We start from the raw sequence: 19818 nt of genomic DNA on the forward strand, positions 1-19818 counted from the left end.
TCGACGAATGGATAGTTTTTTGCTTTAAACGGTTTGTAGTATTTATAGCTTGCTTTTAGGTTGTTTCTATTTAAAATTTAATTAGTTTTTGAGTTTGAATAAACGTGTTTTTAGAATCAGAAATTCTTAAAAAGTAAGGAGCTTGTTCTAAGCTTTCTAATTGATTTAGTCTAATTTTTCCGTTAGTAGGTTGCGTTATCTTATTGTATATCACTCTACCATTTAAGTCAAATATTGAAACAGATATAGTTTCGTTATTTAATCTAGTTGGAAGTTTAATATCAATAAACGCATTAAAAGGATTAGGACTAACAACTATATTATCATTTGCAAATTCAGTAACTCCTAAAGTTTCAGTTTCGTCAGATCCATTACAGTCTTCATCAATTCCGTTTTGCGGAATCTCAGTAGCTCCAGGATAGACAGTGTCATTAGTGTCGTCACAGTCCGTATTATCTGTTACATATCCAATAGGCTGCGTACATGTTAATATTGAGTTACTTGCGTCTCCAAAACCATCTTCATCAAAATCTGCATAATACGTGTTAGTAGCAGGTGTTACAGTAATGTTTAAAGTTTGATCTGCATCGCATCCAGAACCAGTTACTGTAACAGATGTATCTCCATCTGCACCATTGTATGTTACACTGTTAACTGACCATGTGTAGGTTTCGTTAGAGCAGATAGAAACATTTGTAATAATAGGTTCTGGCGGTGTACCTGTAACATCCCAAGTACAAGTGCTCGAGTTGTAAGTTGCTGTTTCATAACAAGCAGTTGCTGGTGCATCTTGTTGTAATATGGTAACGGTTGCAGTTGCTGTATCAATATTAGCATTTGTGTCTGTAACTGTAAGAGTTACTGTGTTTTCTCCAATATTAGAGCAATCAAAATTGGTTTGTGATAGACTGTAAGAAGCAATTGCACAATCATCTGTTGATCCATTATTAACATCAGCAGGAGTAATGGTTGCATTTCCGTCTTGGTCTAATTGCACATTTATATTTTGTGTATTAGCTACAGGATTTGTGTTGTCTACTACTATATTTACGGTAAAAGATGCTGTTTCAGTATTACCTGACCCATCTGTCACGTTGTAACTAATTGTTGTTATTCCGTTAGGGAAAGTATCTCCACTATTTAATCCAGTAGCGTCTGTTCTGTTAGCTGTTAACGTATTATCACAATTATCTGTTACAGTTGGATCTGTCCAAGTTGGGTTATTAGTGCCACAAGTCAAGACAATATTTTCTGGAACATTAGCAAATACAGGCTTAATTTGGTCTAATACAGTTACAGTAGCTGTACAAGTATCAGTTTGACCATCTGCATCTTCCACAGTTAAAGTTACGGTAACAGGAGTACCAACATTAGAACAGTCAAAAGTGTCTATGTCTATACTGTAGGTTGTTATTGCAACATCGTCTGTTGATCCATTATCTATTTGTGATGCTGTTATTGTTGCATTTCCGGTAGCATCTAATTGTACATTTATATTTTGACAATTAGCAACTGGAGGCGCAGAGCTAGCGACGTCGGATGTAATCCCTATTTTATCTATTGCAATGTCTCCAGACCATCCATCAACTGCGTTAGAGCTAGTTGTAGCACTTAATCTTAACTTAATAACTTGACCATCAAAAGATGATAAGTCAACAATTTGAGTTTTCCAAGCTTCTGTATGGCTAGCTTGTTGACTACCAGAAAGTGTATAATCACTTAAGGTAACGTAAGATGCACCATTATCTGTACTTACATCTACTGTTAATACACCAATAAAAGCTCCAAACATGTGGTAATCAAAAGTGAATGACGCATTTTCTCTGTCAGAAAAATCTATACATGGACTTAATAAGCTAGCTGTTTTGCTAGGAAAGTTAGGGTCTGATGCTTCTATATAAATAAAGTAAGTACCATCTGATGCTATAGAAGGTCCAGTGCCTGTTGATGGTGTAGAATTACCATCGCCTTCTTGTAGTTTAATTGTCCAATCAAAGTCGTCAGTAGGTGAGGTTTGATCTGTCCAAACACCTAATGTATTCTCAAAACTTTCAGTGTAGGGAAAAGTAGCAATTGCTGTTCCTGTACAAGGAGCAGAGGTCGTTGTTGTAAAATTAGTTATTGCGCTGTAATTAGAATTACTAGAAGTACACTTTGTTCTTACTCTAACATCATAATCTGTAGCCTCATTTAAGCCATAAATAGTATAATTATTAGTTGCAATGTCTGTAATGGTTGTCCATCCAGCAGATCCAGAACCTGTTTCTCTGTAACGTAAATCGTAAGATGCTAATACACCAGCATCCCAATTAACTTCTGCAGTAGCAGTTGTAATATTTGTCACAGTTACGTTGGTAGGTACTGTAGGTTCACAAGCATAAGTGATGCCTATAATTTTGAAGTCATCAATAAAAAAACCATCATTAGTTGTTGAGTAATTTTCATTAACATTTAATGCGTCAGTCCTGAAGTTAAATCTAATTTTTACATTGTCAGAATTTAAAATTGAAGCATAATCACTGTCAATTGAAAACTCTTCCATAACCCAGTTATCCATTCGGTCACCATCATATATTTGCCCAGCACTATTAGCTTGATAGTTAGCATAAGTGTTACTTTTGTTATCATGGCTAGTTGTTGCGCTTGTTGCATTAGGTTTAGTATAATTTCCGCAAAGCGAAATCCAACTTGATCCACCATCTGGAGAAGCTAAAACTTCTGCAAAATCATAATTTCTTTCTATATCCCATTTAGAGTAAAATTGAATAGTTACTTCATCTGAATTTGAAAAATCATAGCTATTAGTCGTTGTTAATGTTTTTGAAGCATTAGCAGTATAAGATCCTGTGCTTATAGCACTACTACCATCGTATGAGTTTGTTGTAGTAGTCCATCCTCCAGTTTGTGTCCAACCTGTCAATCCATCAGTATCAGGATTATGCTGAAACAATATGTTTGGTTGGTAATATTTTTCATAAACAGCTTCATAAATTACTCCAAAATCGTTAGATAGTTTGACGTTATATACTATTCTTTCGTTTGGTGAAATACTAGGATTTAAATTTATTGTAAAGCTTACTTTTTTTTGTTCAAGTACAGCCATTCCTGTTTCTGTAATAGGAGAAGAAATACTTGCAATATTAGACGATATTGGAGTAACCGTTACAGTAAAATCGCTTGCTGTTTGTCCAATGCGTTCTATACCAAAATCTAGGCTGTTCCCGAATAGAGATGTAATGTTACTTTGTGTTAAATCGTGTAGTTTGGCATATTTCCCTCCGTAATAAGCAGTCGCTAAAGAGATACGCATAGATTGTTGTGCTATTGGAATGATGGTCGATGGAGTTGGCCAAAAACCTTCGCTTCCATGCTCTGGAGTAGTTGCAATAATACCTTGACCAGAACCTGTCGAGTTGTTATTGTCAGCAGCTCCACCCATCATCCAATCGTCAGGTAAACCGTTAGATTCGTAAAAAATAGTTGCTCCATAAAGGTATCTGTTATATCTGGTCATTTCTTCATGCCATCTGTAATACTCGTCTTCACGTCCTGTGCTAGCATTTGGTATTCCACCATAAGGATGAGGAACCGAGTTTGCATATGAGTGATTCCATACACCAGATTTGATATTTCTAGACGTAATAAAATCGACCATAATTTGGGTTTCAGGCTCAGACTCAGGTGCAGGACCTCTATAGGTTCCGCTAGAAGCAGTTCCAGAGGATCCAATATTATTATAGGCCCAGAAGTAATCAAAGTTTCTATTTAAATCAACACCACGATTGCTACCAGTACCTCCTGTATTAGGTCTTAGATTTTTACGTTGTAGTCCTCCACCAGAAGGATTTAAGGTTTCATTCCAGCGTAACCCATCAGGATTTACAACTGGTACAAAATATAATTCGTTATTATCAACTAACTCTTTTATTGCAGGATCAGTGTCATAGTTTTCAATGATGTACCACATAAAATATATATTATTCATTAATGCACTTACCTCTCTAGAGTGGATCATTGATGTAAATAACATTTGTGGTTTAGAGCCTTCAGGACTTGTGCTTTCATCTCCAGTTATTCTTATGTAATAAATAGTTTCAGGATCCCAACGTGTAGATCCCACACCAGAGTAGGTTGTAGGTCCATTGTTTTGTTGATTAACATAGTTATTAGTTGGATTTCCCCATGTTTTTTGACCTGAAGAGGATGCATTAGCTTTAATAGATACAATGTCCAATTCGTTATCTTCAGAATATTGACGCATATCATCTAACTCATCTTTCATTTCCTGAAAAGTTAGACATCCAGACATTGACCCAAGGTTAAAATTTTGAGGAACTGCAAAATCAATCTCATCGCATCCAGTGTATTGTATTATGTTGTCCATAACCACATTAGAAATAGAAGCTCTTTGATAATTTGCTGCACTAGCTTTAGCAGCATTTAATTGTGCTTGTGCTAATGGTAAATCTTTTTTGGCTCTTTGAACATAAAATTGTTCTAAGTTGTCAATTTCAATTGAAAAAGGGATATTACTTTGTTGTAACAGGTTTATTTCGTCTTGAGAGATTTCAATTATTAAATCCTCGTTGTCATGTTTTGATCCACAACTTAAATCAATACCATGCGACGCAATTGTATTAATTATACTTTGATTTGGTTTTATGATTTTAACTCGTGAATGTTTTTCTTGTGAAAAAGAGAAGGTGCAAGTAAGTGTAATAAGAATAAGTAATGTAATTTTATTCATTGTTGTTGGTTTGAGGTGTAAAGGATTTTATAATTAGACCGCTAAACTAAGAAAAATATTACGAAATAACTCTTTTAAGTGCATAAAAATACGATAAAATACACGTTTTAGTGTTAAAATATTGAAAATAAGCGATTTACAAAAAGCATTTTTTATCGATAAAGTGTAAAAATTTGTAAAAATATTCGATAAACTGCAATTTTTGTTAACTTAATTTTATAATTGTGTCTTAAAAACTCATGATTTTTGGATAAAAAGTAAGAGGTTTCTTTACTTTTTTACAGCCTTTTTTTTTTTGATTCAGTTGAAATGTTAAGTAGTATTTAGTTAACCTTAATTTTTTAGTCTATTTAATAAATCTTTTATGAACAAATTTGTAATATCACGTAATACCGTTAGATTAATATGTGTTAAAAACTCAATTTTGTAGATAAATGTTGTTATTATCATTGTAATTAGTCGTTTACAGATTTACTTGTTTGCTTTTTTAGCATAAAAAAAGGTGTTTTACGCTTGTAAACACCTTGTGGTTATAGTTAAAAAATTGTAATTAATACTCTAAAAACATAACGTGATTAGGATTACTATGTGTTTTTGAAATATTAAAATTATAAGCACCAGCTATTTTAAAGCCCATTTTATTATAAAACTGAATGGCTTTTTTGTTTTCTACCCATACGACTAACCATAATCCATTTTGATTATGTTGCTTAGAGAGTGCAATATTAAAATCCAATAATTTAACGCCTAATTGTTTACCTTGAAACGCCTCTAAGAGGTAAATTCTGTCTAATTTGGAGATGTTTTCGTTGCTAATATTTGCGTTAGGCGTTTGTAGTTGGATTTTAGAAAATCCAGCCAATTGGTTATCGTAATACAATAAATGGTATAATGCCTTTTTGTTTTCAAACTCTTTAAAAATAGTGTCTGTATTGTAGGTGTTTAAAATAAAACGATCAATATCTTCCTTTGGCGCACTGTTACCATGAGACTCTCTAAAAGTCTGTTGTCCTAATGTTGCAATTATATCTGAATCTTCAGAAGTTGCCTTTATAATTTTAATCATTGATCTTAAAATACTAAGTTGTAGTGTGTATTATTTTTTTTCCAAAATTAGGTGTTTATGTTTTATGTACGTTAAAATATTAATTCAGAATTAATGTGTTAAGGTGAATTATTTAAATATTAATTAAAAGCTGTCTTTGCCTTAATTCTATTTTTAAAAGAGATTGTTATCTTTTCCAGATGAATGACCATTAGTTAAATCAAACAGGGTTATTGCATTTTACAAAATAGTACAATCAAAAATAATGTTTGGTTTAGAATAATACTTTAGGTGTTTTTAATAAAGAAATTAGCGTCTTAAATTGAAGTTATAATATCTGTATTTAATTTTTTGCTGCAGGATATAAAGTAGTTCAATTTTTTATATCATGCTATTGGATTTCATACAATTATAAATACCGTATTTATAAAATAAAAGTTCGACTTTAGATAGATTTAAGACAGACTATCAAATCTTAATAAATATTACTTTAAAACGCTACGCAATATCTTCCAAACATCAAAGTTTTCTTTTTGTGGGATCAAAAAGGTTTCTAAATCTTCAGGATTATTGATTTGTTCAGACTTGTCAATAAAGCCATAGCCTAAGTAGATATTATCTTTAATTAACACAAATGCTTCTTCTTGATTATGTCTGCCTTTTTGTTTTAAAACTACGTTTTCCTTGTTATTATTAATGTAATCAATTGCTGAGGAGACACGTAAATTATAATCAGTTACACTTTCTTGGTTTGCGCAAACACCTTTACAAGTTGTTATTTTATAATGCGAACATTGTACAACACCATCTTGTAAATGGCAAAATTTTGGGCATAACGCAAACTTTGTGCAAAGTTGTTCTAGATACAGCCTACAATCCGTAACATTAGAAAATGTTTCAATTGGATTTGGGGTAGCCTTTAATGTATTATACGCTAGGTGTGTAATGCCTTGTCTATCTTCGTAATTAAAAATAGCATAGGCTTTTGGAGTTCGTTTGGATACGACGTTATATTCTGGATAGTGCTGCTTAATTGCTGCATCTTCCATTAATAATGCAATAAGCTCACTTCCTGATAACTCAAAGTCTATATCAGCAGTATTGCGACATAGGTCTAAGGATTTTTGCGCTTTACTGTAAAAGTGACTTAAAACACGTTTTTTAATGTCTTTAGCTTTGCCTATATATATAATCTCTCCTTTTTTATTTTTAAAATAATATATACCAGCCGAATTAGGTAATTTATTAAAAACAGAGGTAGGTAAGTGGGAAGGTAAGGTAGCTTCTTTAGATGATTTTTTCAAGAAATCAGCAAATACTTTATCTGCTGCTTCTTGATTAAGTAACATTTCAAATAAAATAACGGTTGCTTCTGCGTCACCTCTTGCTCTGTGTCTGTCTACAATAGTAATGTCTAAAGACTTGCATAATTTTCCTAAGCTATACGATTTATGACCTGGTAATAGCTTTCGTGATAAACGGACAGTACATAGTTTTTTTCTATTAAAATCAATATCTAAAGCCTTAAATTCATTTCTAATAACATTATAGTCAAAATTAACATTATGCGCTACAAAAGTAGTGCCTTCAGTTATAGCTAAAATATCATTTGCCACTTCTGCAAACGTAGGAGCATCCGCAACTGTAGCGTTATCAATACCTGTTAAAGACGTAATGTAATCTGGTATATATACTTCTGGATTAACTAGAGAGGTAAACTCGTCAATTACCTGTGTGCCATCATATTTAAAAACAGAGATTTCGGTAATTTTGTTGCTTTTACCACTAGTCTCAACATCAATAATAGTATATATCATTTTATAGACTTCTCTAAAGCTTTTAATTCGACACCCAACTCATTAAACATACCCAGAATGCTACTAATTTTTAATTCTTCTTGTGTGTATTCTTGTGTATTAATACTGCAAGTAAATTCCCAAATTTCTAGGACTTCATCTATTGGTACACTATAATCATTATAGGTTTTATTGTCTGACATTAGTAATAATGAGTTGTTTAAATCAATAGTATTATTCACGCGTTTATAAACCATACCATCATTTAAAGTCACCAGTACGTAGGTGCGACCACTTTTAATTTCGCTTCTATCTTCTACAAAACGACCAATTACAAACGAGCCATCCTTCATTGGTAACATGGAGTCTCCTTTAATAGGAAATGCACGATGTTTTCCTGTAGGAAGAAAAGGCAATTTTATTTTTTGAAGTTGCTCAATATATTCGGGATCGTCATATCCTGCTAAATATCCAGCCGAAGCTTTGGTAGGTACAATTTCTATTAAATTTTCATTATCATCATCAACTGTAATTGGAAACAAGACACGCTGATTCTTTAATTGTATAAACGAGAAGTCTTTGGTTTTAGTCAAATCGTTACGCAGTAAAATATCTATAGGTGTTTTATAATAATCCGAAAACGCAATTAAAAATTCAATAGTTGGTGCAGAACGGTTTTCTTCGTAGGACCCAATTCGGGATCTGGTAACATTTAACTCTTCGGCAAGTCTCTCTTGAGATAGCTTTTTAAGTTTTCTTAAATGTTTTATATTGGTAGCGATGTAATTCATAGTGCTACAAATATAGGCAATATTAGGCTGTATTTGTAGTTTTGATTTAAATTAACACTAATTATTTATACCAAAATTATACTTAAAATCGTATGCACTATCGTATTCACTTTCGTATGCAAATGTAATAATCTGTTTAAAATTAAGCATAAAAAAAACGGTTTAGAAGACTAAACCGTTGATTTTTAATGTATAAATTTTGTAGCGAGAACGAGATTTGAACTCGTGACCTCTGGGTTATGAATCCAACGCTCTAACCAACTGAGCTACCTCGCCATAATTTTGAGAGTGCAAATATAAAAACATTATTCGTGTTAGCAAACAATATTTCAAATAAAAATTTTTATTTGAAATATTTTCTAAACTTATTAATTAATGTATATATTGGACAAAATAAATATTACAAGACTACAATTAAATGGAAGATAAAATTAAGTACGAGATGGAGTTTGTTGTACATGCTTCACCATCATTACTATACCAATATATATCGACACCTTCAGGGTTGTCGGAGTGGTTTGCTGATAATGTAAATTCTAGAGGAGAATTATATAAATTTATTTGGGATGGTTCTGAGGAGCAGGCTAAATTAGTTACAAAAAAATCCGGTGAACGTATTAAGTTTAAATGGTTAGCGGATGAAGATGAGCCATATTTTTTCGAAATAAAAATTCAAGTTGATGAAATAACAAAAGATGTATCCATAATTATTACAGACTTTGCAGAAGAAGATGAGGTTGATGAAGCTAAAATGTTATGGACTAATCAAATTTCTGATTTAAAACAAGTATTAGGTTCTGCATAAAAATAAATACATTTAAAGTATATTTGTCCCATTGAAAAATGGGACTTTTTTTATGATAAATTTTAACGGTAAACTTCAAGAAAATAATTTAGTAATTTCTAATAATAATCGTGGGTATTCTTATGGAGATGGACTTTTTGAAACTATAAAAGCTGTTCACGGTAAATTATTATTTTTTGAGGATCATTATTTTAGATTAATGGCATCCATGCGTATAATGCGAATGCAAATACCTATGGATTTTACGATGGAATTTATTGAAGAGCAAATTGTAAACACCTTAGAAGCAAACAACTTAAAAACACAATCTGCTCGTGTTAAAATCCAAATTGATAGAGTAGAAGGTGGATTGTATTTACCTGAGGATAATAATATTAACTTTATAATTAGTGTTAAAAAGATAGATAGTGATTTTTATCTTTTAAACGATAATAATTATGAGGTAGACTTGTATAAAGACCATTATTTATCTCCAAGCTTATTGACAACACTTAAGTCAAATAATAAAGCTTTAAATGTAATAGGAAGCATTTATGCAAGAGAAAATAAATTAGATAACTGTTTGTTAATTAATACCAATAAAAGTGTTGTAGAAGCCTTAAATGGAAATTTATTTTTAGTAAAAGGAAATATAATTAAAACACCACCATTAAGTGATGGCTGTTTAAAAGGTATTTTAAGAAAGCAATTAGTAGATATAATTAAACTGTTACCAGATTATACGATTGAGGAAGCCTCTATTTCTCCTTTTGAGCTTCAAAAGGCAGATGAATTGTTTATAACAAATGTTATTAAAGGCATACAACCTATTACTAAGTACAGAAAAAAGGTGTTTAAAAATGAGGTCGCTAAAATGTTATTACAAAAACTTAACGTTAAAGTTAGAATAGGCTAATTATAACTTGGGTTTTCTGGAGCATTAGACCAAATGGAGTAGTCACCACCAAGTTCTACCATTTTTTCTTTCCAGAAAGTTTCGTAGTTTTTTTCAATAATATCTTTTTTGTAAGTGTTTTTAGTCACAACCCATGCGTTAGATTTTAGTTCGGTTTCTAATTGGTTGCTTTCCCAACCAGAATAACCTAAAAAGAATTTAATGTCATTAGCTGTGATTTTTTGTTCAGCAATAAGGTTGGCAACGACATTAAAATCTCCACCCCAAAATATACCTAAAGATATTTCTACACTATTTGGTATTAAGTCTGGACGTTTATGTATAAAATATAAATTGTCCTGTTCTACAGGTCCACCATTGTAGACTTTAAATGACGCATCTAATTCGGGAATTAAATCGCTTATAGTATAATTTAAGGGCTTGTTAAGAATAAAACCTATAGCACCTTCTTTATTATAATCTGTAAGTAATACTATAGATCTATTAAAAGACATATCTCCTATAATAGAAGGCTCTGCGATTAATAAGTCACCCTTTTTTGGTTTGGTTGTAGTCATTTTAAAAGGATTTGTTTTTTAAATGTAGTATTATTTATTTAATAAACAAAGTTTATGGAGGATATAAAATAAAAAAAGCCTTCAATAATGAAGGCTTTTTGAAATATTTTAAACAAATACTAGTTTACAGCATTTGCTAAATCAGAACCAGCTTTAAACTTAACAACGTTTTTAGCTTTGATTTTGATAGTTTTTCCAGTTTGTGGGTTTCTTCCGTCTCTTGCAGCTCTTTTAGATACTGACCAAGAACCAAATCCTACTAAAGAAACTCTATTACCTTTTTGTAAAGATCCTTCAATTTCGATTAACGCACATTCTAAAGCTTTCTTTGCAGCTGCTTTAGTAATTCCTGCGTGTTCTGCCATAGCATCGATTAAATCTGTTTTGTTCATAATTTTAATTTTAATTATTAATAAATAGTTGATTAACAGTTTTTGTTAAATCCTTTTACAAATTTATACGGATTATGCTACTATGCAAGTAATAGCAAGGGAAATGCGCACATTTGTTAATAACTTATAGCATTTGTTAATAAAGATGACGTTTTTTTAATGGTTTATAGTAATATCAATGATACTAAGGGTTTAGCGAAGTTTTGCGTCTTCGTCAAAATTGTAACCATTTAAAAGAGATTTTACTTCCATATTGCGTTTTCCTGGTAGTTTTATTTCTAAAATATTTATAAAACCCTCTTTTACAGATACTTTAAGTGTGGACTTATCGCTAATAATTGTACCAATTTCCATGTTATGGTCCTCTAGTTCTTTTTCTGCTTTGTAAATTTTGATATCTAAGATTTCTTTATTATTGTGTAATTCGCACCAAGCAGCAGGATATGGACTTAGTCCTCTAATTTTATTGTAAATAGCATCAATTGGTTGCGTAAAGTCTATTTTACAATTGTCTCTGTTAAGTTTGTATGCTGTTTTAGAAATAGCATCTTCTGGTTGTGGTGTTGTTGTGACATCACCTTTTTCAATAAGTTTTATAGTATCTATTATTAAGTCGCTACCTAACATCATTAATTTATCGTGTAGACTTCCTGCGTTTTCAGAGGGATCAATCGCTATGTCTTGTTGTAAAATCATTTCGCCAGTATCAATTCTTTCGTCTATAAAAAAGGTTGATACACCTGTTTTTGTTTCGCCATTAATGATTGCCCAATTTATTGGTGCAGCACCACGATAATTAGGTAACAAAGAGGCATGTAAATTAAAAGTACCATACTTTGGCATATCCCAAACAACTTTAGGTAGCATTCTAAAAGCGACTATTATTTGAAGGTTGGCCTCCAAAGCTTCTAGTTGTTTTAAAAAAGCTTCACTTTTTAAATTAGTAGGTTGTAGTATATTTAAGCCTTTTTGTTTTGCAAAAACTTTAACTGCGGATTCGTGCATTTTACGTCCACGTCCAGCAGGTTTATCAGGTGCTGTTATAACACCAACAACATTATAGTTATGGTCTAAAATAGTTTTAAGGGTCGTTACCGCAAATTCTGGTGTACCCATAAATACAATTTTTATATCTTTATTCATATGTGCTTTAATTTATAACTATTAGTTTTAGTAATTACAATAATGTCTTCTTCTAATAGTGTTTTTAGTGATTTATTAATTTCCGCTTCGGTAAAAGGTAACGTTGTAAATAAGGTTTTAGAGTTTTTGTCTCCAAATTCCAAGCTTTCAATTATTTTGTTTTTAACTATTTTAAAGTCTGTTTTAGGTTTCGCTTTCGCGGAAATACAAACACTACAAATCCCACAAGGTTCTATATTTTTCTCTCCAAAATAAGTTAATAATTGTATGCTTTTACAAAGTTGATCATTGTTAACGTAATCTAATACTGCTTTAACTTGTTTTTGCTTTAATGTATTTTGTTGTGTAATAATAGAGGCGATACGGTTTATGGTTTTTTCGTCTTCACGAGGCTCGATAAACGTTATTTGAGCATCTGTTTTGTTGATTAGTAATGTTATGATTTCGTCTTTTGCTAATTGTTCTAAAACATTAATAAGTCGTGTTTCTTTAATTCCTGCTTTATCTGATATTAAGCTACTATTAATTTTAGTACTGTGCTCAAAAATTCCGCCATAGGTTCTTAAAATGGATTTTATAATAATATCAAAATCTTTATGAGAATCTAAATATTTAAATAAAGCATGACTACTAATTAAAAATTGTACTTCTATACGTTTATTAATCTGCTTACTTAAAGTAATAACACTTGTATTATCTAATATGTTTAAAGTATTATAGGTGGTTACAGTATTAAACTTGTATGTTTTACAAAAGTCATTAAAATTAAAATCAAAAGTTTGGTAAGAGCCTTCACCATAGGATATTTGAAAATAGCTGCATAATTTTCTGTACACAATTTTAACAAAATCCACAGTTGGTAAGACTTTTAAAAATTGATTGTTTAAAGCGATGTTATCATTTTTGTTTTTTAATATTACAGCATAGGCTTTAGCTTCGTCACGACCTGCACGTCCAGCTTCCTGAAAATAACTTTCAATGCTATCAGGTAAGTTAATATGTATGACTGTCTTTACGTCAGATTTATCAATTCCCATTCCAAAAGCATTGGTAGCAACCATGACTTGCTTTTTACTACTTAACCAATCATTTAAATGTTGGTCTTTAACTGTATTATTTAATCCTCCATGATAATATGTGCTTGTAATATTTTTACTTTCTAAATATTGCGTTATTTCTAATGTTAAACGTCTGTTTCTAACATAAATAATAGAGGGTTGTTTGTTTTTAATTAAAATGGCTTCAAGTCTAAAGTATTTATCTTCTTCTTCAAAAACCATATAAGCAATATTTGGTCTATAAAAAGATTGTTTAAATACTTTTGGACTAATAAAATCCAATTCGGTTATAATATCCTCAACCACTTCTGGCGTTGCGCTTGCTGTTAAAGCTATAAGGTTAACTGTTGGATGTAATTGACGTAATATGTTTATGTTTTTATAAGCAGGTCTAAAATCGTTTCCCCATTGACTAATGCAATGGGCTTCATCCACAGCAATTAGATTTACATTCATCTGTCTAATACGATCTTGCACTAGCTCTTGCTGTAAACGTTCTGGAGATAAGTATAAAAACTTATAATTACCGTAAATACAATTGTCTAAAAGTGTGTCTATTTCTTTATTTGAGATTCCGCTTGTCAAAGCAATAGCCTTAATACCTTTATTTAAAAGCGCATTAACTTGATCCTTCATTAAAGCTACTAATGGTGATATTACAATACAAATACCCTCTTTTGCTAAAGCAGGAATTTGAAAACAAACACTTTTTCCGCCTCCTGTTGGAAGTAGTGCAAAAGTGTCTTCATTATTAATTACAGCATTAATAATATCCTCCTGTAATGGTCTAAAATCCGTAAATTTCCAATAACGTTCTAATATGTTTATTGGATGTGTCATTATAATGCTTTAACAACATCAATTATATGTTGCGCTCTAGTCTCTATACTACCAAACGGGACATCTTGTAAGTGGTAATCGTATTTTTTATAAGTTTTTAAAAGGTTTTGATGTATGATTTTGGCTTCTTCAAAACTTTCATAACGCACAGCATCGCTTTGGTAAATTTCCTGCCAAGGTGCTAAAATAAAGACATAGTCATAAATATTATCTTTACAAGATTGTACAAAATTATCTGGATAGGCTTCATTTGCATAATCCATGTATGCCACAACGTCAGGAACACCTCTGTCTAAAAAAACAAATTCACTATCACTATTTACTGCATCTAAATATTGTTGCTCACGACCTTGTAATAGTAGCTCACTAAATAACAAAGGTTGTGTTAAAAACATTTGATCAACACCTTTTTCTCTTGCTTCTAGTGTTACCTGACGAGAAATCTCTTCGTAACATGTGTAACCACGCTTAGTTAATTCGTTTATGATTGCCGATTTTCCGGTACTTGGACCTCCTGTAATTACTATTTTTTTTGCTTTCAAAGGGAAATAATTTATTTGTAAAAATCCGAAATATATTCTTTAAAAAAAAATATAAACAAAATGGTATATTTGTTGCTTATAAAATAGGTATGAACAAGACACCAAATCCAGAAGAATTTTACGCAAAATTAAAGTCGCAATTAGAGGACACAGCAACGTGGCCAAATGAATATTTGTACAAATTTATTGTATTATCCGATTTACAAAAAATTGCCGAAGTTGAAGCTATATTTGATAATATGGGATCAGTAATAAAAACTAAAGAGTCTAGCAACGGTAAATATACAAGTATATCTATTAATGTAACAATGAGAAATCCTGAACATGTTATAGAAAAGTATCTAGAAGTTACAGAAAAAGTTGAAGGCGTGATTAGTCTTTAGATTTTTTTTGTATTTTGCACAAGCATTAGAGACTTCAATGCAACACATATAAATTTCTACACTTTTTTTATTTTGATAGACGACATAGAGTACAACACAGAGCGTGAACATTTAATCATTCCAGAGTATGGACGCCATATCCAAAAAATGATTAATCATGCTAAAGCACAAGAGACTAAAGAAGAGCGTAATAAACTAGCTAAATCTATAATAGCAGTCATGGGAAACATGCAACCGCATTTGCGCGATGTAGCAGATTTTCAGCATAAGCTATGGGATCAACTGTTTATTATGTCAAATTTTGAGTTGGATGCAGACTCTCCTTATGGAGCACCATCAAAAGAAGAATTATCAGAACGTCCTCAACCGTTAAAATACCCTCAAAATTTTCCAAAATATCGTTTTTATGGTAATAATATTAAAACCATGATTGATGTTGCTAATACTTGGGAAGATGGAGAAATGAAGGAAGCATTGACTTATACCATTGCTAACCACATGAAAAAGTGTTTTTTAAATTGGAATAAAGACACTGTTGAAGATGATGTGATTTATGATCATTTATATGAATTGTCTGATGGTAAAATTAATTTAAAAAATACAGACGAAGATTTAACCGACTCGACTAGATTAATGAAAGCCTCTAGTGGTAAAAAGTATTCTAATAGTTCTAATAAAAAATCAGGACAAAAGAAAAACAATAATCAAAATAGAAACAGAAAAAGATACTAATACTATTTATGGGAACATTTAAAATTGAAGGTGGTCACCAATTAAAAGGAGATATACAGCCTCAAGGCGCAAAAAACGAAGCATTACAAATATTATGTGCAGTTTTATTAACTCCAGAAAAAGTAACCATAAATAATATTCCTGATATTATTGATATTAATAAATTAATTACCCTTTTGGGAAATTTAGGCGTTAAGGTTAATAAGATAAAAGACGAAACTTACACGTTTCAAGCAGACGAAGTAAATTTAGACTACATGCAAACTGCCGATTTTAAAAAAGAGGGTAGTGGACTTAGAGGGTCAATCATGATGGTTGGACCTTTATTAGCACGTTTTGGTAAAGGGTATATCCCAAAACCAGGAGGAGATAAAATTGGGCGTCGTCGACTAGATACTCACTTTGAAGGGTTTATAAACTTAGGAGCAAAATTTAGATACAATCGTGAAGACTATTTTTACGGTGTTGAAGCAGATAAATTAATTGGTACAGATATGCTTTTAGACGAAGCGTCAGTAACAGGTACAGCTAACATTGTTATGGCTGCTGTTTTAGCAGAAGGTACTACAGCTATTTATAATGCAGCTTGCGAGCCTTACTTGCAACAACTTTGCAAAATGCTTAACCGCATGGGAGCAAAAATCTCTGGTGTTGGTTCTAATTTACTAACCATTGAAGGTGTAGATAGCTTAGGCGGAACAGAGCATACAATGCTACCTGATATGATTGAAATAGGTAGTTGGATTGGTTTAGCAGCAATGACTAAAAGTGAACTAACTATTAAAAATGTAAGTTGGGATGATTTAGGTCAAATACCTAATGTGTTTAGAAAATTAGGAATTACTGTCGAAAGAAAAGGAGATGATATTTATATTCCAGCACATAAAGATGGTTACCAAATACAAAACTATATTGACGGTTCTATTTTAACAATAGCAGATGCACCTTGGCCTGGATTTACGCCAGATTTGCTTAGTATTGTTTTAGTAGTAGCTACTCAAGCAAAAGGAGAAGTTTTAGTACATCAAAAAATGTTTGAAAGTCGTCTGTTTTTTGTAGATAAACTTATAGATATGGGAGCAAAAATAATACTTTGCGATCCACACAGAGCAACAGTAATGGGTCATGATTTCAAGTCTCAGTTAAAAGCAACAACAATGGTGTCTCCAGATATTAGAGCAGGTATTTCATTATTAATTGCTGCCTTATCTGCTAAAGGAACATCAACAATACATAATATTGAACAAATAGATAGAGGTTACCAAAAAATTGTAGAACGTTTACAAGCTATTGGAGCAAAAATAGAACGTTTAGAAGGAAATTAATACCTATGAAAAGCTTAAAAACACCATTAATTATAGTATTAGTATTTACATTATTATCTTTTCAATCAATAGATAAGATATTAGGTAAATGGGAAATTGATAAAGTAACGGTCAATACAGTTGAGCAAGAAAAAGAAGAAGACAGGAATTATATTGAATTTTTGGAAAATGGAATAGTTAATTCGTATATAACTAATGAAGGCACTATTGATACTGAACATTCTGGAACTTGGACATATAATGAAGATGAAAATATACTAACAGTTAAAGAAGAATATGTTCCTGAAGAAGAATACAAAATAGTGAAATTAGATAACGAAAATCTTATTATGAAATCAGTAAATAAAGAAGAGGACGTTGTTATTGAAATTTATTTCAAAAGAAAATAAAATTATAAAAAAAGCTTCAATTAAAAACTGAAGCTTTTTTTAGTTTTAAAAAGGTATTAGACTTACTATATATTATAAAAATACTGCTCACTAACTATTTTACCATCCTTAACTTCATAAACACAAACCTCTTCCATTTGTTGTCTTCCTCTGTCTTTAAATGTACAATCAAAAGACATTTTTGCAGTAAAAAAATTACCTGCCACAACAGGTTCACTAATGGAACTAGCATGAAACGCTTCCATATTTTCTAGCCATTCTTTACTTTTATTCCAAATATTTTGTTTTCCAGAGGTTATTTCTCCTGGCATTCCTGGCATTTCTTTACAAACCACATTGTCTGCATATAATTTTTCAATACACTCTAAGTTTTTACCTTCTTTACACATATTAGCCCATTGTTGGGCAACTTCATTTGTATTCATAATAATTGATTTTATTTGAATATAAAGATAGTAATAAATTGTAAATCAATTTATTAATACTTAATTGTGAGTGTATTGATGTTTAGAAAGTATTGTTAAATATTACTGTTATTAGTATTTAAAATTACTAATAAACGCTAGTTGTATTATTTTAAAGGTCAAATATACAAGAGATTAGCCAACCGCTTCCTTATACACCTTTAGACAACGTTCTCTAGCTTCCTTATGGTCAACAATAGGTTGTGGATAGGTAAGTTCCTGATAGTCCGGAACCCATTGTTTAATATATTTATGTTGTTTATCAAATTTATCAATTTGAGTTGTTGGATTAAATATTCTAAAATATGGTGAGGCATCAACACCTGATCCAGCTACCCATTGCCAATTACCAACGTTACTAGACATATCATAATCATGAAGTTTTTCGGCAAAATAAGCTTCTCCCCAACGCCAATCTATTAATAAATGTTTACACAAAAAACTACCCACTAACATACGTACGCGATTATGCATAAACCCTGTTTGGTTAAGTTGTCGCATTCCAGCATCTACTAAAGGATAACCTGTTTTGCCTTCACACCAAGCTTTAAATTCAGTTTCATTATTACGCCATTCTATACGATCATATTTTGCCTTAAAAGCTTCTTTGTGAGTGTGTGGAAAATGCCATAATATTTGCATGAAAAATTCTCGCCAAATTAGTTCTTGCCAGAAAATTTCATTGTTTTCAGCAATAGCTTTTTTAATCATTTTTCTAACGCTTACCGTTCCAAAACGCAAATGAGGTCCTAGTTTTGAAGTGGCATCTTTAGCAGGAAAGTTTCTAGTAGCTTCGTAATTTTGAATTAATGTTGGCGTGACTGTGTAGTCTTCTATTTTTTGTGATGATTTTGTAAAACCAATATCGGACAAACTTAAATTTGGCAATCTTGTATGTTCTACTAAATTGTTTAAATACGAGTTAGTATAATAAATCTCTAATTCAAGTGATTTAAAGTTTTCTTTCCATACACGCATGTATGGTGTGTAAACAACATAAGGGTCACCATCTTTTTTTACAACTTCATCTTTTTCAAAAATAACTTGATCTTTGTAGGTTTTAAATTTGATTTTGTTTTCAGAAAGTATTTCCTCTATTTCCTTATCTCTTTTGGTTGCATAAGGCTCGTAATCGTGATTTGTAAAAACCGTATCAATAGTGTACTCATCCATTAAAGTTTTAAAAACATCTTTTGGATTATCATGATACATTGCTATACTACTTTGATGCTCTTCTTGCAATGTATTACGCATGTTTTGTAACGTATTATAAATAAAGGTTACTCGAGCATCATCTTTTGGTAAATGGTCTAATATGGCTTTGTCAAATATAAAAATTGGTAATACAGGATGGTCAGATTTTAAAGCGTTTAAAAAACCAACATTATCATCTAATCTTAAATCGCGTCTAAACCAAAAAATGTTTAAGGGTGTTTTCATGTATTAATATTTTCCAAAAAGTTCTTCTAATTTTTTTGTTCTGTGATTAAAAATTTCTTCTAGTTTAGGTTTTACTATTATTGGATGTACTAGCTGTCCTAAAAAGCCAAAAGGGACTTTGTAATCTATGATGTCTTCCATTTCTACACCACCATCAATTTCTTTAATAAAGTGTTTGTGGTGCCATAAGGCATAAGGTCCAAAACGCTGTTCATCTACAAAATATTCACCTGTTTTAACATGTGTTATTTCTGTTACCCATTTTGTTTTTATACCTAAAACTGGTGTGACAATGTACTGTATAATTTGACCTGCAAACATGGGTCTGTCAGCTCCAGACAAGATATTAAATCCCATGTAATCTGGAGTTATTGTTTTAAGGTTTTTTGGATCTGATAAAAAATCCCAAGCTTGCGCTTTACTTATGGGTAAGTTTTGTTTTTTATGTAGTCGATAAATTTTCATAATAATTAG

The 19818-nt window shown here is 31.3% G+C and carries 18 protein-coding genes and 1 tRNA gene; 6 read left to right on the top strand and 13 right to left on the bottom strand.

The annotated features are described in order from the left end of the window. Window positions 1–70: 70 nt before the first annotated feature. The 5 genes from M890_RS0101430 to M890_RS0101450 form a co-directional block, all read right to left on the bottom strand. Window positions 71–4747 carry a M14 family zinc carboxypeptidase gene (locus M890_RS0101430; RefSeq protein WP_028281804.1) on the bottom strand — a complete coding sequence of 1559 codons (4677 nt, stop codon included), beginning with the start codon at window positions 4745–4747 and terminating at the stop codon, window positions 71–73. Between the two features lie 550 nt (window positions 4748–5297). After that, on the bottom strand, window positions 5298–5813 hold the full coding sequence (locus M890_RS0101435; protein ID WP_028281805.1) for a GNAT family N-acetyltransferase: 516 nt from the start codon (window positions 5811–5813) through the stop codon (window positions 5298–5300). 464 nt (window positions 5814–6277) lie between these two features. Further along, window positions 6278–7609, bottom strand: coding sequence for an exonuclease domain-containing protein (locus M890_RS0101440; protein WP_028281806.1), 1332 nt, complete (start codon window positions 7607–7609; stop codon window positions 6278–6280). Next, complete coding sequence (locus M890_RS0101445; protein ID WP_028281807.1) at window positions 7606–8379, bottom strand: XRE family transcriptional regulator; 774 nt, start codon at window positions 8377–8379, stop codon at window positions 7606–7608. The genes M890_RS0101440 and M890_RS0101445 overlap by 4 nt, the downstream gene beginning before the upstream one ends. A 202-nt stretch (window positions 8380–8581) precedes the next feature. Beyond that, a tRNA-Met gene (locus tag M890_RS0101450) sits at window positions 8582–8655 on the bottom strand. 142 nt (window positions 8656–8797) lie between these two features. Here M890_RS0101450 and M890_RS0101455 point away from each other — a divergent pair. Beyond that, entirely contained in the window at window positions 8798–9184 is a 387-nt protein-coding gene (locus M890_RS0101455) for an START-like domain-containing protein (RefSeq protein WP_028281808.1), read from the top strand. Between the two features lie 52 nt (window positions 9185–9236). Continuing rightward, the gene (locus M890_RS0101460; protein WP_028281809.1) at window positions 9237–10079 is read left to right on the top strand and encodes an aminotransferase class IV; all 843 of its coding nucleotides are present in this window, start codon (window positions 9237–9239) and stop codon (window positions 10077–10079) included. Here M890_RS0101460 and M890_RS0101465 read toward each other — a convergent pair. From M890_RS0101465 to M890_RS0101485, 5 genes are all read right to left on the bottom strand, one after another. Further along, window positions 10076–10636, bottom strand: coding sequence for a YqgE/AlgH family protein (locus M890_RS0101465; protein ID WP_028281810.1), 561 nt, complete (start codon window positions 10634–10636; stop codon window positions 10076–10078). The genes M890_RS0101460 and M890_RS0101465 overlap by 4 nt on opposite strands. Before the next feature lie 119 nt (window positions 10637–10755). Continuing rightward, window positions 10756–11028: an HU family DNA-binding protein gene (locus M890_RS0101470; protein ID WP_028281811.1), complete on the bottom strand. Its 273-nt coding sequence runs from the start codon at window positions 11026–11028 to the stop codon at window positions 10756–10758. A 192-nt stretch (window positions 11029–11220) separates the two neighbouring features. Then, window positions 11221–12171, bottom strand: a complete 951-nt coding sequence (fmt, locus tag M890_RS0101475; protein ID WP_028281812.1) for a methionyl-tRNA formyltransferase — start codon at window positions 12169–12171, stop codon at window positions 11221–11223. Beyond that, window positions 12168–14069, bottom strand: coding sequence for a RecQ family ATP-dependent DNA helicase (locus M890_RS0101480; RefSeq protein WP_028281813.1), 1902 nt, complete (start codon window positions 14067–14069; stop codon window positions 12168–12170). The genes fmt and M890_RS0101480 overlap by 4 nt, the downstream gene beginning before the upstream one ends. Continuing rightward, window positions 14069–14611, bottom strand: coding sequence for an AAA family ATPase (locus tag M890_RS0101485; RefSeq protein ID WP_028281814.1), 543 nt, complete (start codon window positions 14609–14611; stop codon window positions 14069–14071). Before M890_RS0101485 ends, M890_RS0101480 begins: the two co-directional genes overlap by 1 nt. An 89-nt stretch (window positions 14612–14700) precedes the next feature. On the opposite strand from M890_RS0101485, the gene M890_RS0101490 reads away from it, so the two are divergent. From M890_RS0101490 to M890_RS0101505, 4 genes are all read left to right on the top strand, one after another. Next, window positions 14701–14994: a DUF493 family protein gene (locus tag M890_RS0101490; protein ID WP_028281815.1), complete on the top strand. Its 294-nt coding sequence runs from the start codon at window positions 14701–14703 to the stop codon at window positions 14992–14994. 72 nt (window positions 14995–15066) lie between these two features. Continuing rightward, window positions 15067–15726, top strand: coding sequence for a DUF4290 domain-containing protein (locus tag M890_RS0101495; RefSeq protein WP_028281816.1), 660 nt, complete (start codon window positions 15067–15069; stop codon window positions 15724–15726). Window positions 15727–15734: 8 nt separating this feature from the next. After that, window positions 15735–17051: a UDP-N-acetylglucosamine 1-carboxyvinyltransferase gene (murA, locus tag M890_RS0101500; protein WP_028281817.1), complete on the top strand. Its 1317-nt coding sequence runs from the start codon at window positions 15735–15737 to the stop codon at window positions 17049–17051. Between the two features lie 5 nt (window positions 17052–17056). Further along, a complete protein-coding gene (locus M890_RS0101505; protein ID WP_028281818.1) occupies window positions 17057–17440 on the top strand; it encodes a lipocalin family protein in 384 nt (127 codons plus the stop codon). A gap of 65 nt (window positions 17441–17505) precedes the next feature. On the opposite strand, the gene M890_RS0101510 is transcribed toward M890_RS0101505, so the two are convergent. From M890_RS0101510 to M890_RS0101520, 3 genes are all read right to left on the bottom strand, one after another. After that, a complete protein-coding gene (locus tag M890_RS0101510; protein WP_028281819.1) occupies window positions 17506–17865 on the bottom strand; it encodes a nuclear transport factor 2 family protein in 360 nt (119 codons plus the stop codon). A gap of 174 nt (window positions 17866–18039) precedes the next feature. After that, window positions 18040–19344, bottom strand: coding sequence for a cryptochrome/photolyase family protein (locus M890_RS0101515; RefSeq protein ID WP_028281820.1), 1305 nt, complete (start codon window positions 19342–19344; stop codon window positions 18040–18042). Window positions 19345–19347: 3 nt separating this feature from the next. Next, window positions 19348–19809 (bottom strand): SRPBCC family protein, encoded by a 462-nt coding sequence (locus tag M890_RS0101520; protein WP_028281821.1) that lies wholly within the window; start codon window positions 19807–19809, stop codon window positions 19348–19350. Window positions 19810–19818: the final 9 nt, after the last annotated feature.

The sequence above is a fragment of the Olleya marilimosa CAM030 genome (assembly GCF_000518485.1).
GTDB lineage: Bacteria > Bacteroidota > Bacteroidia > Flavobacteriales > Flavobacteriaceae > Olleya > Olleya marilimosa.

Bases quoted from the DNA above. Each gene is read 5' to 3' on its own strand.
- M890_RS0101430 (WP_028281804.1), bottom strand. From the start codon at position 4,747: ATGAATAAAATTACATTACTTATTCTTATTACACTTACTTGCACCTTC.
- M890_RS0101435 (WP_028281805.1), bottom strand. From the start codon at position 5,813: ATGATTAAAATTATAAAGGCAACTTCTGAAGATTCAGATATAATTGCA.
- M890_RS0101440 (WP_028281806.1), bottom strand. From the start codon at position 7,609: ATGATATATACTATTATTGATGTTGAGACTAGTGGTAAAAGCAACAAA.
- M890_RS0101445 (WP_028281807.1), bottom strand. From the start codon at position 8,379: ATGAATTACATCGCTACCAATATAAAACATTTAAGAAAACTTAAAAAG.
- M890_RS0101455 (WP_028281808.1), top strand. From the start codon at position 8,798: ATGGAAGATAAAATTAAGTACGAGATGGAGTTTGTTGTACATGCTTCA.
- M890_RS0101460 (WP_028281809.1), top strand. From the start codon at position 9,237: ATGATAAATTTTAACGGTAAACTTCAAGAAAATAATTTAGTAATTTCT.
- M890_RS0101465 (WP_028281810.1), bottom strand. From the start codon at position 10,636: ATGACTACAACCAAACCAAAAAAGGGTGACTTATTAATCGCAGAGCCT.
- M890_RS0101470 (WP_028281811.1), bottom strand. From the start codon at position 11,028: ATGAACAAAACAGATTTAATCGATGCTATGGCAGAACACGCAGGAATT.
- fmt (WP_028281812.1), bottom strand. From the start codon at position 12,171: ATGAATAAAGATATAAAAATTGTATTTATGGGTACACCAGAATTTGCG.
- M890_RS0101480 (WP_028281813.1), bottom strand. From the start codon at position 14,069: ATGACACATCCAATAAACATATTAGAACGTTATTGGAAATTTACGGAT.
- M890_RS0101490 (WP_028281815.1), top strand. From the start codon at position 14,701: ATGAACAAGACACCAAATCCAGAAGAATTTTACGCAAAATTAAAGTCG.
- murA (WP_028281817.1), top strand. From the start codon at position 15,735: ATGGGAACATTTAAAATTGAAGGTGGTCACCAATTAAAAGGAGATATA.
- M890_RS0101505 (WP_028281818.1), top strand. From the start codon at position 17,057: ATGAAAAGCTTAAAAACACCATTAATTATAGTATTAGTATTTACATTA.
- M890_RS0101510 (WP_028281819.1), bottom strand. From the start codon at position 17,865: ATGAATACAAATGAAGTTGCCCAACAATGGGCTAATATGTGTAAAGAA.
- M890_RS0101515 (WP_028281820.1), bottom strand. From the start codon at position 19,344: ATGAAAACACCCTTAAACATTTTTTGGTTTAGACGCGATTTAAGATTA.
- M890_RS0101520 (WP_028281821.1), bottom strand. From the start codon at position 19,809: ATGAAAATTTATCGACTACATAAAAAACAAAACTTACCCATAAGTAAA.